The organism is Clostridium cellulovorans 743B, assembly GCF_000145275.1.
Lineage (GTDB): Bacteria > Bacillota > Clostridia > Clostridiales > Clostridiaceae > Clostridium_K > Clostridium_K cellulovorans.
Window position 1 is genome coordinate 1,463,816 of sequence record NC_014393.1, and the last position, 16,469, is coordinate 1,480,284.

Sequence of the window (16,469 nt, forward strand, 5' to 3'; positions counted from 1 at the left end):
TTAGCTACAGCAAGGTGGCCACCGCCAGATAGAACCTAAAGGAAGCTTACGGCAAAACTTTGCTCTGAGGAACAGAAATTACATATAAGTCTTATTTAAATCAGGTGATTTTGCATAAAAGAACAAAGACAAATATATTTTAATTCTAATGAAAGTACTTAGAGAATTTATAAATAAAATATATACTTATCTACTTAGATATAAGCCATACTAATTAAATGAAGTAAAAGTATAATATTAAAAGGTTTACGAAGGAGGAATTAAGAATGTTAAGCTTTGCAGCAACAATAGATGTTAGGACTTATCAGCGAGAAGAGAAGCAACCTATGATTTTTGGAACTTTTGAAAAATTATTATTAGGTGAAACCATGGAACTTATAAATGATCATGATCCTCAACCACTTTATCAGAAGTTTATGATATGCTACCCAGAACAATTTTTATGGGAATATTTAGAGCAGGGACCTGAGGTATGGAGAATAGGAATCACAAAGAAATAAATTTTTCTTGAAGTATTAGTAGTTTTAAATTTAATATAGAAGTATTAGTTGTTTTAAGTTTAATATAAAGGAAAGAGGTTATTTATATGCAAATTGCTAATCAAGATTTATATCAGTTTAGCACGTATATTCCACCGATTGATCTTTCATTTCATCAGTATTTATTAGCTACTGATGAACCGTTATTAGTGCATACTGGCAATATTAATCAAGCTGAAGTTCTTTTACCACAGTTGAAAGAAGTTCTTAATGATAAAGAGTTAGGGTATATTTTTATTTCACACTTTGAAGCAGATGAATGTGGTGGTTTGCCAATAATATTAAAACAATTTCCAAGGGCTAAGGTAATTTGCTCAGCAGTTACAGCACGTCAATTAAATGGTTTTGGAATAAAAGCTGAAGTTATTGTTAAAAAAGATAGGGAAAAGCTTAGTACTGCTGACTACGAACTTGAGTTTTTTGTATATCCTTCAGAAATGCATCTTTGGGATGGGCTATTAGTTATGGAGAATAAGCGCAAAATATTCTTTAGTAGTGATTTAATGATGAATAATGGAGAAGAAATAGGTACAATAAAAGAAGCTAACTGGCATGATGAAATAAATAATATTAGCAAAGAGCAAGTTCCCGACGCGGATAAACGGAAACAGTTGCAACAAAAATTATTGCAATTGAAGCCTAACTTTGTAGCTACTGGTCATGGCCTGTGTTTAAAAGTGTAGTAAATATGCTGTATTTGTAATGATCGTAGAAGTATTCTAAGAAAATAGAGTAAGTATAAAAAAGGGACTTAATTTAAGTCCCTTTTTTATACTTTTTGAAATTTGATTTAAATCACATAATTAAGAATGAAAATCAAATACAATTAGTACATGGAGATATGAACTGTGAAAATTAAAGGTTATGGGAGGAATTAATAATGGATAATAAAAATATACAAAACTTAACTGAGGTTTTGAAAAAATTAAATAAGCACGGGGTTACAGAAGAGCTAAGAAAAGAAGCTATTGCAATTGTTTCAGATATAAATCCTATTGAACTTTCAATTGCGGAACAAAACTTAATTGAACAAGGTATGAATCCAGAAGATTTAAGACATCTTTGTGATGTACACATGGAGGTTTTAAGCAGTGAACTTGATAAGATAAAAAATGATATTAATCCAGGGCATATTGTTGATACATTTATTGCTGAACATGATAAAATTCTTGGATTTTTAACAGAGCTTGAGGAACTAAATTTTGAAATTCAAAAAATTCAAGACTATAAAGATAATTTAGAAGAAATTAAAGCATTAAATACAGTTATAGATAATATATTAGATGCAGAAAGTCATCATCAAAGAGAAGAAAAAGTATTATTTTTGGAGTTAGAGGATAGAAAGATTACTGGACCAACTCGAATTATGAGAATGGAACATGATGATTTAAGAACTAAGAAAAAAGCTTTAAAAGAAGCAGTAGAAAATGTCTCAAGATTAGATTTTAATGAATTTAAGGAGATGGTTGATAAGGCATCAAAATATATTATTTTCAATTTAAGAGATCATATATTTAAAGAAAATCATATTTTATACCCTACAGCCATAGAATCTATAAAAGAGAAGGAAACATGGGAAGATATGAAGCGAAGATGTGATGAAATAGGATATTGCAGCTTTACCCCTAACATATAATTCAGATAGTAAAACTTTTTTTAGGTTAGTAACATATGTTACAGAGGGATTGATAAAGATATAGTAAACTTTAAATCACCAAGGATAAGAAGTAAGAGAAAATGTAGAAAGTTATAAGAGATATAAAAAGTTATAAGAGAAATAGAGAGTCATAAAAATATAAAAATTATAAAAAATAAAGTAAGAAATAAGGAGTTATAAATATGTCAATGTTTTGTTATCAATGTCAAGAAACTGCTGGTTGCAAAGGCTGTACTAAGGTAGGGGTTTGCGGTAAAGATGAATATGTAGCAAAGGCTCAAGATTTATTAATATATGTAACTAAGGGACTAGCTATAGTAAGTAATGAAGGAAGAAAAGTTGGAGTTACGGATGCTGTAGTAGATAAATATATAGTAGAAAACTTATTTACAACAATTACAAATGCAAATTTTGATAGAGATTCTATTTTAGATAGAGTAAAAGAAACTTTAAAAGTAAGAGAAGACTTAAAAGCTAAAGTTGTTAAAGCTGGTGGTAGTGTTGGTGAAGTTAAAGTAACTGGCGGTTTCTTCAAAAAAATATTTGGAATGCAAACTACAGAAATGATAATGCCAGAAGCGGCTACTTGGACAGCTAATAATACAATAGAGTTCGATGCAAAAGCTGAAACTGTTGGTGTACTTGCAACAGAGAATGAAGATATAAGAAGCTTAAGAGAACTTATTACTTATGGCTTAAAAGGCTTATCTGCTTACATGAAGCACGCTATGAATTTAAAATATAATAGTGAAGAAGTTCATGGATTTATGGCAAAGGCATTAGCAGCAACAATAGATGATACATTAACTGTTGATGAATTAGTTACATTAGCTTTAGAAGCTGGTAAGTTTGGTGTAGAAGGTATGGCATTACTTGATAAAGCTAATACTGAAAGCTATGGACATCCTGAAATAACAACTGTAGATATAGGTGTTAGAACTAACCCAGGAATATTGATTTCAGGACATGACTTAAGAGATTTAGAAATGTTACTTGCACAAACAGAAGGAACTGGAGTAGATGTATATACTCATGGAGAAATGCTTGCTGGTCAATATTATCCAAAATTCAAGAAGTATAGTCATTTTGCAGGAAACTATGGTAATGCATGGTGGAAACAAAAAGAAGAGTTTGAAAAATTTAATGGTCCAATAGTTATGACTACAAACTGCATAGTTATTCCAAAGGATTCTTACAAGAATAGGTTATTTACAACTGGGGCTACAGGAATGCCTGGATGTGTTCATATAGAAGCAAAGGCTGATGGAACAAAAGATTTCTCACAAGTTATTGAAATGGCTAAAAAATGTAGTGCACCTACTGAAATAGAAAAAGGACAAATCGTTGGTGGATTTGCTCATAATCAAGTTTTAGCTCTTGCTGATAAGGTTGTAGATGCTGTTAAAACTGGTGCTATAAAGAGATTCTTTGTAATGGCAGGTTGTGATGGAAGAGCAAAATCAAGGGATTATTATACTGAATTTGCATTAAAATTACCAAAGGATACGGTTATATTAACTGCAGGTTGTGCAAAGTATAAATATAACAAATTAAACTTAGGGGATATTGGTGGAATTCCAAGAGTACTAGATGCAGGTCAATGTAATGATTCATATTCATTAGTAGTTATAGCACTTAAGCTTCAAGAAGTATTTGGATTAAATAGTGTAAATGAATTACCTATATCATATAATATAGCTTGGTATGAACAAAAAGCTGTAATAGTATTATTATCATTATTGTATTTAGGTGTTAAAAACATTCACTTAGGACCAACACTTCCAGCATTCCTTTCACCAAATGTTGCTAAGGTATTAGTAGATAACTTTGGAATTGGTGGAATTACAAATGTAGAAGATGATATGAAAATGTTTATGGAGGCTTAATCTATAAGTTCCATTAATGAGACTTCAATGAAATCTTATAGATATATTGAAAATTAATACCACACTATGAAGAGCCTTTATCGAAACTTATATAATTTAATATTAAAAGCCTAACTAAATAATGCTATGCTCTCATTATAGTAACAGTTTAAGTAGTAAAACTGTTACTATGAAGGGAGTATATTTTTATTATATAAACCTGTTGTGCTAGCAGATAAGTTTTCATTAAAAGGATATTTATACCATGATTTTAGGCAGTCCTATCCTATTGTCTCATATACTGTTTTTGGAAATTATTATCCGAATACTAATTCTTTAATCTTTGATATTTCTATACCTATATTAAAAAATTTATTTATAAAATAGCAAAGATTATGAGCTAATATTTTATTTGATATTCTTGTGGCAAATCCCCAAGTTGATTTTGTAAGAACCCTCTGCATATTTAATTGCTCGGAGAGCTGAGAAAAAGTAGTTTCTACTCTACGACGAGCCTTGAATATCAACTGCCTAAAAGGTTTTAAAAGTTTAGTTTTACTATTGTTACGATTTATTGTTAAAAGACGAATGTACCTTGTTTCTTTTAATTGCGAAGCAACTTTTTGACCTATATATCCTTTATCACCTATTAGTATATCAATCTCTGAATTAGCTGTGAGTTCCCAGACGACATCTCTGTCATCAATATTTGCTGCTGTTACAGTAAAATCTGTGATATAGCCATCGAGGGCTACTAAAGCATGTAATTTGAATCCATAATATGTTTCTTTTTTCGAAGCGCATCGCCCGTAGGCAGCCTCCGGCTTAAAAGCTTTATGGAAATGAGCTCTCCCAAACTTACACACAGGAATTGGCATACTATCTGCAATTCTCATTCGGTCATATTGATAGTTAAGAAATTTCGTTAACTCTTTACGAATTTCATCAATGACTCGAAATAATGACTTTCTAACTCTATGAAACCTCGGCCTACTACAAAAGTTGGGAAATAAGTCTCGTAGGTTTTTAGAGCAAAATCCAAACCATGCTTTTTCAGAGTCAATGGTTAAGAGTTCACCTACTAAAGAAATCGTAATTATTTCGCTATCAGTCATTACTGATTTAGCGATGTTACGACGATTTTTAATAAATGTTGGAGTTACTTTTTGGTAAAAGTCATCAATTATAACATAAGTGACAACAATAAAATCTTTTAAGTCATTTATTGTTATGGTAGAATCTTTATTAAACTCTGGCATATAGGTTAGCCTCCTATCATTAGATTAGTGGTGTTTTTTAATGATAGGTTAGCAAATATGCTGGAGTTTTTCTATTTGTAAGTATTGCCAGCGTATTTAACTAGCACAACGGGTTATATAAACAACCATATATCAACGAGAGTGATTATATTTAATTAAGCTAAGTAGAACTATAAATATTTATATAGATAAACATATCCCTAAAGTAGCAAACTAAAGGAATACAGGAGGAGAAAATTATGAATACTCACTGTGGTAATTGTTGTAATAATTGCAGAGGAGAACTTTGTGCAAGTAAGGTTCCGATATTTGAAAATTTAAATGATGAAGAGTTACGAGAGATTGTAGATACTATTAATCATAGAGAATATATTAAAGGTGAAGTTATCTTTACTGAAGGGAATGTGGCTAATACCCTTTATTTTATAAATGAAGGCAAAATAAAATTATATAAATATACTAAGGATGGTAAGGAACAGATATTGCATGTACTCTCAGAGGGAGATTTTTTTGGAGAGTTAGATCTTATAAAACTTTCTAAGTATGGGTTCAATTCTAAGGCCATAGTGCACTCCAAGATATGTACTCTTTCTAAAGATGAAATGAGGGAAATAATGATGAGAAAACCAGCTATTGGGATAAAATTGTTAGAAACTGTAGCAGAAAGATTAGCAAAGGTAGAAAATCTTGCACAAAATCTTGCAACTAATGATGTTGATTCAAGGATGGCTTATTTATTAATTGACTTAATGGAAAAGTACGGAGAGAGCATAAAAGGCAATATATCTATAAAGTTGCCACTATCAAGAGAAGACATGGCTAATTATATCGGAGTAACACGAGAAACCATAAGTAGGAAGTTGAAAAAATTTGAAGATGAAAAGTTAATAAGAATAGTAGGGACAAAAACTATCGTAATTTTAGATAAAGATAGCTTAAAGGATTATATATAGGGCAAGATAAGCTACTTAAAATAGAAGTAAAACTCTATTTTAAGTAGCTTATTTTTCGCCAAATACACTTTGCTAAATTAGGATTAGTTAAGGATAATAAGATAAAAAGTATAGAAAGAAATATTTATGATGATTGATTTAAATCACATTTTATTAAATTAAATGAAGTTATAATATAGTCATAAGGCAAGCAGAAAATATTAAAAAATATACTATCAAAGGAGGATTTAAATATGACAAATTATACTGCAACTGTAGATGCAAGAATGTACGAACCAAGAGATAAGCATCCTATTATATTTAAGACTTTTGAAGGGTTAGGTGCTGGTGAGAAAATGGAACTTATAAACGATCATGATCCTAGGCCGTTGCATTACCAGTTCATAATGGAACTGCCAGAACAATTTGAGTGGGTTTATATAGAAGAAGGGCCTGAAGTTTGGAGAGTTGCTATTACAAAAAAATAAAGTTTAAAAATTGAAAGAATTTGAGTTCTTTCAATTTTCTTCATTATATCTTAAGAGGAGAAAATGATGTTTATTGATAGGCTTTTTAAAGAATAGAACTGTATACTTTCGAGAAAAATTATGGCTTATTTAGATATCATAGAAAGAATTAACAAAGCACAAAACCATTTCACAGTGCAAAATGGTTTTGTGCTTAATTATATAAGGGTAGCAGTTTATGATGATAATTAATCCTTTTTAATATAACTAAGGTCTGCTCAGTAGTAAATCAGAAGTATAAATAACTAAATCCTCAATTGCTTTTAGGTTGTCCTCTTTAGGGGAAAATCTAATTCTTAATGGTAATTCTATATTAGTCATACCAGTAGATTTAATTATGTCAGAAGTATTTAACACACTGAAATTAGTTTCAGTTAAATAGTCCTGCATTACCTCTATAGCTTCTCCACTCCAACCGTAAGAGCCAAAGGCAGCACCTAGTTTCTGTTCTAAGGTTAGACCTTTTAAAGCTTTTAATATATCTTCCATATTTCCAATCATATCACCATATCTTGTTGAGGTTCCAAAGAACACTGCATCAGCTTCATCAATAGCCTTCATCACTTCATCCATTTGTGCTTTATTTACATCCATTACTTCAGAGACTATATTTTGTTTTTCGAAGTTTTCCTTAAGCAGATTTGCAATTTTTCTTGTATTGCCAGTGATAGTGGAATGTAAAATTAGTGACTTTTTCTGAGTATCTGTGTTTTTGCTCATGTAATCATAAATGTTTATGAGACTTTCAACATTATCTCTAAGGATAAAGCCGTGAGATGGAGCTATCATTTTGATATCTAATTCTTTTATTTTTTTAATCATATCTTGTACATATCTTCTATGTGGATGCATGATCAACTTATAATAACCTATAAAGTCATCCTTTATATCTTCTTTTGATAAATCATTAAAGTATTCATTGGTAGCAATATGAGTACTAAAAATATCGCAAGGAAATAGAATTTTATCTTCTTCACAATAGGTGACCATTGTTTCTTCTGTATGAAGATATGGTGTTTCTATAAACTTTAAGGTTTTACCACCTATATCTAAAGTGTCACCGTCACCTACAACTATAAATTCTCTGTTGTGAAGTTTATACATTTCCTTTAGTTCTTCTACAGCTGGTTTTGTGCATACTATTGCTGCATTCTTAGCTTTAGAAGCTAAGCTTCCAAGGGCACCAGAGTGGTCAGGTTCAGTGTGATTAATTATAATGTATTTAATTTTATCAAGGTCTATTAGCTTTCTTAAGTTTTCTACAAATTCTCTTCCGAAACTTATATCAACAGTATCAATTACTGTTGGTTTTTCTGTCATTAATAAGTAACTGTTATAAGTAGTTCCTTTAGTTAAAGTTAATCTATGAAAAGGCACATCCCTATTATCAACTTTACCAACCCAATAGATTTTTTCATTTAACATAATGGTATTTTCCATAATATATCCCTCCAGCATTTTAAGTGTTTTATAGTTGTATCTTTCTATGGGTCTATTTTATATCTAGAGGATTAATAAAAATATGATTCAAATCAAATGGCTATAAATTAAATCAATATTAAAAGTTAAATGTAAAATTGATAAAATTTACTTTGATAAATTAGATGAAATATTATAAAATGGATAAAAAAGGAAAAATGTTTTTAGTATATAAGTAATAAAAATAATGATTATAAAATAAATATATTTAAGACAAAAGATTAATTGGTAGTAATGAAAATTTCTATTTATAAGATTTTGAGGTGAAAAGGCTTATTACTAGGAGGATCTAAAAAGAAAGAATTTAAATTTTATTTAGGAGGGCAAAAAATGAAGCTTAAGTTAGGTTCTAAAATATTCGGTAGCCTATCTATATTAGTTTTACTTATAATGATAGTCAGCTATTTGGGGATTTCTGGGATAAACAAAGTAAAACGAGAATATTCCACATTAGTTAAAGAAAATATGTCTTTATTAACACATGTTGAAAAGGCGAGAGCTTTAAAACTAGAGCAAGTATCAACGGTGAGAGGATATTTACTTTTTAAGGATGAAAGTTTTCCAGGGATTTTTGAAGATCTAAAAGGGCAAATTGAGGATAACTACAGGGATATTGAAGCAGTTATAAAAACTCAAAGTGATAAGAATTTTCTAGCAGAGCTTAAGAAGGAGGATGATGATTATTATTCTACTGTGGAAGAAGTCTTTAAATTGACTAGGTTAAAGAAATTTGAGGAGGCTACAACTAGAGCTGTTGAGGGGCGTCAACATGTAGAAGAAATAAAAGCTATTACATATAATTGGAGTAATACTGTTGAAAAAACAAATGAAGAAGCTGTGACTATAGTAAATGATCATATAAAGCATAAAATTATATTATCAACAACCTTAGTGATAATATCAGCTATTATTAGTGGTATTCTGTGTGTGTTACTAATCAAATATGTTTCAAGACCATTGGTTAATTTAGTGAAAGCTTCACAAAAGGTTGCACAGGGAGATTTATCGCAAGAAATAAGAATATTTAGAACTGGTGATGAAATACAAGATTTAACTAGTAATTTTTCTATTATGGTTAAAAATTTAAGACAAATGATCATTAAGTTTAGTGAAACTTCAGAACAGCTTGCAGCTTCTAGTCAAGAACTATCAGCGTCCTCAGAAGAGGTAGTGAAAATTTCAGAGCAGATAGCAAATAATATAGCTGAATTGGCAAAAGGAACTACAGAACAAGCTCAGTCAAGTGAAGAAGGAAATATTAAAATATCAGAGATATCTAGTGGATTGAAGAAAATTACTTTAGATATGAATAATTCAGAAAAATTGACAGATAGTTCATTAGAAAGAGTTAGTAAAGGTGAAGAATCGGTTAAATATCAAGAAAACAAAATGTATGAAAGTAAGGAAGTTACAACTAATGTGAAAGAGGTCCTAGTATTACTTGAAGAAAAATCAAAGGAAATCGGGAACATTGTTGGAGTAATAAAAGAAATATCCGAGCAAACTAACCTATTATCATTAAATGCTGCTATAGAATCAGCTAGAGCTGGTGAACATGGAAGAGGCTTTGCTGTTGTTGCAGATGAAGTGAAAAAGCTAGCCGAAGAAACTAGTAATTCTGTGATACAAGTTGGAGAGATTATAAATAGTATACAAGCTTTAATCAATCAGTCTGTTTTAGAAGCAAATAGAGCAGAAAAAGCTATAGAACAACAAGAAAGAGCACTTGCAGAGACTGTAGAAGTATTTAGAGGAATTCAAGAAGAATCAGTTATTATATCAAGTAATATTAAAACAGTTACGAATTTTTCGGAAAAACTAAGTGAAAATGCCACTGAAACAGGCGATGCTATAAATAATATTGCAAGTATAGCACAAGAAACTGCAGCGAATACAGAACAAGTATCTGCTGCAACTGAAGAGCAAACAGCTAGCATACAGCAGATCGCAAGTTCAGCTGAAGAACTTGCAAAGCTTGCAGAAGAACTTCAAGTAATTGTTAAAGAGTTTAACCTATAAGCTATATTGTATTATAATATATAAATTACCTTGCAATAAAAGAATAATTAATCTATAATAATTTGTAGAATTAAATAAGACAGTTCGTCGACCATCCTGTCTATAAACAAAACTAGGAACATGTTTTTTGAGGTGGAGTGTTCTCCGCCTTTTATTTTTTTGGAGGTGATTTATATGGAATTAAGAAGCGGTGTTTCAAAAACTAAAAAACTAGCTATTTCAGGTATTGTAATGGCTTTGTATGTTGTAATAATGATAGTAACTCAAGGTTTTGCTTTTGGACCTATACAGGTGCGAATTGCAACAACTTTATATGCGCTAGCTTATATATATCCATTCCTAGTTTTGCCCCTTGGTCTATCAAATGTCTTATCTAATATGTTAGGAGGACTTGGGCCCTTTGACATTATAGGTGGTGGCTTAGTAGGAATAATTGCTTCCTTATTAGTGTATAGTATCCGTAGGTATAGAATAAATACATTTGCTATAATACTTCCGATAATATTTGTACCGGGACTTGTAGTGCCTATTTGGTTAACTGGATTAACACATGTACCATATAAGGCTTTAGCAATTAGTCTTTGCTTAGGTCAAGTAATACCGGCAGTGTTAGGAGCTGCTTTAGTAAAAACATTAAAAGGTAAAATAGGAGAATAACTATGAGAGAAGATTTAGATTTAAACTTATTAGGAAATCAAAATGTAAATTACAGTTTTTCTTATGATCCAGAAGTCCTAGAAACTTTTGATAATAAGCATCCTGAAAATGATTATTTTGTTAAATTCAACTGTCCGGAATTTACAAGCCTTTGTCCAATAACAAGTCAGCCGGACTTTGCAACAATTTATATATCTTACGTACCAAATATAAAAATGGTAGAAAGCAAATCCTTAAAGCTTTATTTATTCAGCTTTAGGAATCATGGGGATTTCCATGAAGATTGCATGAATATAATAATGAAGGATTTAATAAAGTTAATGGATCCTAAATACATAGAGGTATGGGGAAAGTTTACTCCAAGAGGTGGAATATCAATCGATCCATATTGTAACTATGGAAAGCCAGGTACAAAATGGGAAGAGGTAGCTTTTAATAGGCTAACAAACCATGATTTATATCCAGAAAAGGTGGATAACAGATAATGAGTAGTAGTTTAAAAGAACAAGATATATTAGTTGTTTTAAGTGGGGGTCAAGATAGTACCACTTGCTTATTTTGGGCAATAAAGAATTTTAGAAATGTAAAAGCTATAGGCTTTAATTATGGTCAAAGACATGAGCTTGAGCTTCAATGTGCAAGAAAAATTTGTGAAGAAAACAATGTATCCTATGAAGTTTTAGATATGGGATTATTAAATCAGCTTACAACAAACTCTTTGACTAGAAAAGATATCGAAGTGCAGGCTGCTAAAGAGGGTGAATCTACTCCTAACAGTTTAGTTGAAGGAAGAAATATGATTTTCTTAACTTTCGCAGCAGTTTATGCTAAAACTCATAACATTAAGCATATAGTTACTGGAGTATCACAAAGTGATTTTAGTGGATATCCTGATTGCAGAGATACTTTTATAAAATCCCTAAATGTAACTTTAAATCTATCTATGGATTATGAGTATGTAATTCATACGCCATTAATGTGGTTAGATAAGTGTGATACTTGGAAGTTAAGTGATGATCTAGGCGTTTTAGATACAATTAAAGATAGAACCTTAACTTGTTATAATGGAATTATTGGTGCTGGTTGCGGAATTTGTCCTTCATGTCTTCTAAGAGCTAGAGGATTAGAGGAATTCTATAAAAAGTATAGATAACTAAATTAATGGAATCTCAAAGTAAATCTGTCCTTCTTACATATTGTAATTGAAGGATGGATTTTTTTATTGTTTCTATATAAGCTCCAATAAGGTTTCTATGTCAAATATAAATGCCATTTAATAAATCAATGTACAATTTTGAAAGATACTCATTTAGTAGGATAAGTTTGTTGCTTGGTGAAATTGTCCACTATAACGGTAGGTAAAATAAGTTGTAGTGAGCAATTTGCAAAAACTAAAAGGCTTAACAATTAATTTAAAGAAAATAATGATATTTATTCAAAAAATAAAGGTAAATAGCTTTATATTGACTTAAATTGAAATTAATAGTAAAATACTAATTAAAATTGTAATCAATTGTGAAGGGTGGAATAATAATGGCAAAACAAAATTGTTGGGAATTCAAGAAATGTGGAAGACACGTTGGGGGAGAAAAAGTAAAAGAATTAGGAGTATGTCCAGCAGCAAATAATAAAGTCACAGATGAAATAAATAATGGAAGTAATGGGGGAAGAATTTGTTGGGCTATTGCAGGAACTTTGTGTGGAGGTAAAGTTCAAGGTTCATATGCAGATAAACAAATATCTTGTATGAGTTGTGATTTCTTTAAAAAAGTTAAAAATGAAGAAGCTGAAGAGTTTGAATCAATGCCAGATTAAAAAAAGGATAAATAGGTTTCAATTATATAATTTTAACGGTAAATCTTTTTATTAAATTTATGTGATTAACTTGGAGGATAACCGTGATGAAAAGTAATAAGATAAAAGGACTTGGTTTATTATTAGTTTTAATTATTATACTTGTAGCGTCTTATGTTATGACTAAGGCATATTTTCCGCAAATTTTTGTAGGAATTGTTGCTTTAACTGTAGCAACAATTGTAAACTGGGTATTATACATAAAAAAGGTATCAAAGGTTAATGATATATTGGCTGCTATTGAAGAAGTGCATAGTACAAGTGAAGAAGCTTCCAGTAAATTAAATTCTACTGATAATAAATTAATAAGGATTGAAAAATTAATTTATAGTTATATTGGTAAAGTAGATGATTCATTTTTATATATAAATAAAAATTCATTGAAGGTTGCTAAAATAGCAGAAAAGTTGTTCATGGATGTATCAAAGGTAAACAGTCGAATTCGAAAGATAAACAAGAATATAAAAAGTATTAAAAGTGATACTGAAAATATAAGTGATTTGATTAGTGAAATAACTGTAGAAATAAAGGAAAACTCAGAGGTATCAACAAAAACTGCAACAGAAGCAGAAGAGATATCAAATATTGTTAATAATATTAGATATTATATAAACGAAAGTGAAAAGGGTGCATTAGAAGCAAAAAATCAAATTAAAAATGTAGAAAAAGTTTCTGAATATACTATGGATATCACAGAGAAGCTAGGAACAGAAGCAGAAGAAATAGAGAATATTATATATACCATAAAATCTATTACAGATCAAACTAATATTCTTGCATTGAATGCAGCAATAGAAGCAGCAAGAGCTGGTGAATATGGAAGAGGTTTTTCCGTAGTTGCAGATGAGATAAGGAAGCTAGCGGAAAGTAATAGTCAATCAGCAAAGATGATAGAGGAGCTTATTAGAAGCATACAAGGAAGAATAGCTGAGACAATTAGAAGTACAGCTGAGATAGGAAGTAATATTAAAGCTGGAAGCACAAGTATAGAGGGTCTTCATGGTGAGCTAAAAGGTATTTCAGAGGGTATAGAGGATATTGATAATAGAATTTACAATGTTTCAGAAAGTATTCAAGAACAAAGTGTATCTAATGAGGAGATTTCAAAGGTTATGGAAGATATCAATAATAGCAATATGGAAGTTACCACTTCAATACAACAGGTAGCAGAAAATATAGCTACACAATCTTCAACAATTGCTGTATTGAGTAATACTTCCTTTGAATTAAATGAAGCTTCGGAAGAGTTGTTTAACACTGTTAATAATAATTTGAATGTCCAATTAGAGAAATGTAGTTAATATCAATTGATAATGGTTTATAAGTGAGCTTATAAAGGATAAGTTAAATTAAAAGCCTCTCGATATAGAAAAATATCGAGAGGTTTTTAATTTGTTTATATTAGTTTGTTACTGTAATAGTACATTTAGCTATCTTAGTAGGGTCCTGCTCAGAAGTTGCAGATATTACAACAGTACCTGCAGCAACTGCATGGACAGTACCATTAGAATCTACTGTAGCAACATTAGGATTACTGCTTTTCCAGATTAATGTTTTTACCGTAGCATTAGTTGGGTTAATGGTAGGAACTAATGTCAAATCTGTTCCGCCAACCTTTAATGTTGCAATAGTTTTATCAAGAGTTACACTAGTAACACCATATACAACGTTTAAGGTTTTTGTAGAAGTAAAACTTCCGTCAGTAGTTTTGGCTGTAATAGTAACAGAGCCAATAGCTACAGGAGTAACAACTCCAGTTGCACTAATTTTGGCAATTGCTTCATTGCTACTAGACCAAGTTACAGTCTTAATAGTAGCATTAGTTGGAGCAAAAGCAGTAGTTAAAGTTAAAGGAGTACCCATCTTCACATAGTTTGAAGTTGAGTTAACAGTTACTCCAGTAACAGGAACAGGCACTGTAACAGTACATTTACCAATCTTAGTTGGGTCTTGTACAGATATTGCAGAAATAATAGCAGTACCATAAGCAACAGCATGAACTTTACCAGTTGAATCAACAGTAGCAATAGATGGATTGCTACTTGTCCATTTTAACGATTTATCAGTAGCACCAGTTGGTAATACGCTAGGTGTTAATGTAACATCAGTACCACCTAATTTCACATAGGCAGTAGTAGGCGTAAAAGTAACGCTTGATACTCCTTGAGTTACTGTAATTGTGCAAGTTGCAGTAAAGCCTCCATCTGCTGTTTTAGCAGTAATTGTAGCAGTACCACCACCAACAGCTTTAACAACACCGCCAACAACAGTAGCAACAGCTGTGTTGCTTGAGGTCCAAAGAATTGTTTTGTTGCTAGCATTGCTTGGAGAAACTGTAGCTGTTAAAGTGCTAGATAAACCAGCAGCAAGTGATAAGTTATTATTTGAAACACTAACAGCAGTTACACTTATAGGATCATAATAAGTGAAGGATAAAGTAAGAAGTATATCCCCTGTAAGACTGCTTCTAACATAATCAGTCTTAGAATATGAATAAGAAGTTATATTTGATATTCCTTTTATAGCTGTTGAAAGATCTGTAGTTAAGGTACTTCCTTTCATATATCTTACTTTAATTTGAACTAAATGGTTTTTTATTGCATCTTGTATTTTTGCATTAAGTTCAGTTGCATCGTTAACTGTGTTTTCAGCTGATAAGTAATTTAAACCTAATGCTGTTGATATTTCATTGTAAACTGTAGCATTGGTAGGATCACTAGTGATTTTTGAGGTTATAGTATCAGCGAAATTAGTTGTTGCTGCAGGGTAAGATTTTGTCCAAGTATGGTTTGTCTTAATTTGAGTATCTGTAAGGTTGTAATAATTATATACAACTCTTCCTGCTACATCAGGTACTGGATCATCCCAAGTAGCATCAAAATGGTACCATGCACTATCAAGATAAACTAAATTCCAAGCGTGTGCTACGCCACTAGCAGTACCTTCAATAATTTTTGTTTGAATTCCTGCTGCATTAAGCATTTTATAAGATAGAAGTGCATAGCCTTGGCATACTGTTTTAAATGGAGAAACAAGCCCTGCATAATCAGAATGTTGAACTAATGTTGTATCATAAGCTACATTAGTAACTATCCAATCATGAATAGCCTTTTGCTTTTGAAAATCACTCATTCCTGTAGTTATAATTTGACTAAGTACTTCAGAAACTCTGGTATCTACAAAAGCATCTTGTGCTAAGGTGTTCCAATAATTAAAGTTAAAAGTGATATTGGTGGTTACGCCGTTACTTGAATAGGAATAGGAGTACCCTTTTGCAGTATACCTAATATAATCATCGGAGTCATAAATACTACCGATTATAAGAGCTATATCTGTTTTAAGAGTAAGATTATTACCAGTGTATGCCACTGAATAAGATGTTTGTCTTTCTTTAAAAACTGAAGTAAGATTTGTTTTTAATTCTTCAGTGGTTGCAGCCGTATTGCTCACAGCATAGGTTGTTAGAGTCAGTGAGAAAAACGCCATAAGAAAGAATAAAGCAATCTTGATAAAACTAGATTTTAAATATTTTTCTGACATAGAAACCTCCTTTTTATCGATGTTTATTAAAGAAACTATATAAGCTTCAAAAAATATATAGTTCTTGATTAATATATCGAAATTTGCAAAGAGAACTTCACTGAAAAATAAGGAAATTTTAATTTTAATTTAAATTAAACA

General features: G+C 30.8%; 15 protein-coding genes. 12 read left to right on the plus strand and 3 right to left on the minus strand.

The window, feature by feature from the left end; genetic code table 11:
• The first annotated feature begins 266 nt into the window (after positions 1–266).
• The 4 genes from CLOCEL_RS05960 to hcp all read left to right on the plus strand — a co-directional run bounded on the left by CLOCEL_RS05960 (position 267) and on the right by hcp (position 4,082).
• Positions 267–500: a DUF2249 domain-containing protein gene (locus tag CLOCEL_RS05960; RefSeq protein ID WP_010076192.1), complete on the plus strand. Its 234-nt coding sequence runs from the start codon at positions 267–269 to the stop codon at positions 498–500.
• An 86-nt stretch (positions 501–586) separates the two neighbouring features.
• Positions 587–1,222, plus strand: coding sequence for an MBL fold metallo-hydrolase (locus CLOCEL_RS05965; RefSeq protein WP_010076191.1), 636 nt, complete (start codon positions 587–589; stop codon positions 1,220–1,222).
• Between the two features lie 197 nt (positions 1,223–1,419).
• Positions 1,420–2,175, plus strand: a complete 756-nt coding sequence (locus tag CLOCEL_RS05970) for a DUF438 domain-containing protein (RefSeq protein WP_010076190.1) — start codon at positions 1,420–1,422, stop codon at positions 2,173–2,175.
• Positions 2,176–2,378: 203 nt separating this feature from the next.
• On the plus strand, positions 2,379–4,082 hold the full coding sequence (gene hcp, locus CLOCEL_RS05975) for a hydroxylamine reductase (protein WP_010076189.1): 1,704 nt from the start codon (positions 2,379–2,381) through the stop codon (positions 4,080–4,082).
• A 296-nt stretch (positions 4,083–4,378) separates the two neighbouring features.
• Here the strand turns inward: hcp and CLOCEL_RS05980 are convergent, their stop codons facing one another.
• Positions 4,379–5,320: an IS982 family transposase gene (locus tag CLOCEL_RS05980; protein WP_010077629.1), complete on the minus strand. Its 942-nt coding sequence runs from the start codon at positions 5,318–5,320 to the stop codon at positions 4,379–4,381.
• Positions 5,321–5,559: 239 nt separating this feature from the next.
• Between CLOCEL_RS05980 and CLOCEL_RS05985 the strand changes: the two genes are divergently transcribed.
• On the plus strand, positions 5,560–6,273 hold the full coding sequence (locus CLOCEL_RS05985) for a Crp/Fnr family transcriptional regulator (RefSeq protein WP_010076188.1): 714 nt from the start codon (positions 5,560–5,562) through the stop codon (positions 6,271–6,273).
• A 233-nt stretch (positions 6,274–6,506) separates the two neighbouring features.
• The gene (locus tag CLOCEL_RS05990; RefSeq protein WP_010076187.1) at positions 6,507–6,740 is read left to right on the plus strand and encodes a DUF2249 domain-containing protein; all 234 of its coding nucleotides are present in this window, start codon (positions 6,507–6,509) and stop codon (positions 6,738–6,740) included.
• A 246-nt stretch (positions 6,741–6,986) separates the two neighbouring features.
• Here CLOCEL_RS05990 and CLOCEL_RS05995 read toward each other — a convergent pair whose 3' ends face one another.
• Complete coding sequence (locus CLOCEL_RS05995) at positions 6,987–8,219, minus strand: FprA family A-type flavoprotein (protein ID WP_010076185.1); 1,233 nt, start codon at positions 8,217–8,219, stop codon at positions 6,987–6,989.
• 369 nt (positions 8,220–8,588) lie between these two features.
• Between CLOCEL_RS05995 and CLOCEL_RS06000 the strand changes: the two genes are divergently transcribed.
• The 6 genes from CLOCEL_RS06000 to CLOCEL_RS06025 all read left to right on the plus strand — a co-directional run bounded on the left by CLOCEL_RS06000 (position 8,589) and on the right by CLOCEL_RS06025 (position 14,089).
• Positions 8,589–10,277: a methyl-accepting chemotaxis protein gene (locus CLOCEL_RS06000; protein WP_010076184.1), complete on the plus strand. Its 1,689-nt coding sequence runs from the start codon at positions 8,589–8,591 to the stop codon at positions 10,275–10,277.
• Positions 10,278–10,451: 174 nt separating this feature from the next.
• Positions 10,452–10,934 carry a QueT transporter family protein gene (locus tag CLOCEL_RS06005; RefSeq protein WP_010076183.1) on the plus strand — a complete coding sequence of 161 codons (483 nt, stop codon included), beginning with the start codon at positions 10,452–10,454 and terminating at the stop codon, positions 10,932–10,934.
• A gap of 2 nt (positions 10,935–10,936) precedes the next feature.
• Positions 10,937–11,419: a preQ(1) synthase gene (gene queF, locus CLOCEL_RS06010; RefSeq protein ID WP_010076182.1), complete on the plus strand. Its 483-nt coding sequence runs from the start codon at positions 10,937–10,939 to the stop codon at positions 11,417–11,419.
• Positions 11,419–12,087 carry a 7-cyano-7-deazaguanine synthase QueC gene (gene queC, locus CLOCEL_RS06015; protein ID WP_010076181.1) on the plus strand — a complete coding sequence of 223 codons (669 nt, stop codon included), beginning with the start codon at positions 11,419–11,421 and terminating at the stop codon, positions 12,085–12,087. The genes queF and queC overlap by 1 nt, the downstream gene beginning before the upstream one ends.
• 380 nt (positions 12,088–12,467) lie before the next feature.
• Positions 12,468–12,749 carry a two-CW domain-containing protein gene (locus CLOCEL_RS06020; protein WP_010076180.1) on the plus strand — a complete coding sequence of 94 codons (282 nt, stop codon included), beginning with the start codon at positions 12,468–12,470 and terminating at the stop codon, positions 12,747–12,749.
• Positions 12,750–12,835: 86 nt separating this feature from the next.
• Positions 12,836–14,089 carry a methyl-accepting chemotaxis protein gene (locus tag CLOCEL_RS06025; RefSeq protein ID WP_010076179.1) on the plus strand — a complete coding sequence of 418 codons (1,254 nt, stop codon included), beginning with the start codon at positions 12,836–12,838 and terminating at the stop codon, positions 14,087–14,089.
• Positions 14,090–14,189: 100 nt separating this feature from the next.
• On the opposite strand, the gene CLOCEL_RS21975 is transcribed toward CLOCEL_RS06025, so the two are convergent.
• Positions 14,190–16,328, minus strand: a complete 2,139-nt coding sequence (locus CLOCEL_RS21975) for an Ig-like domain-containing protein (RefSeq protein WP_013291654.1) — start codon at positions 16,326–16,328, stop codon at positions 14,190–14,192.
• Positions 16,329–16,469 lie beyond the last annotated feature (141 nt).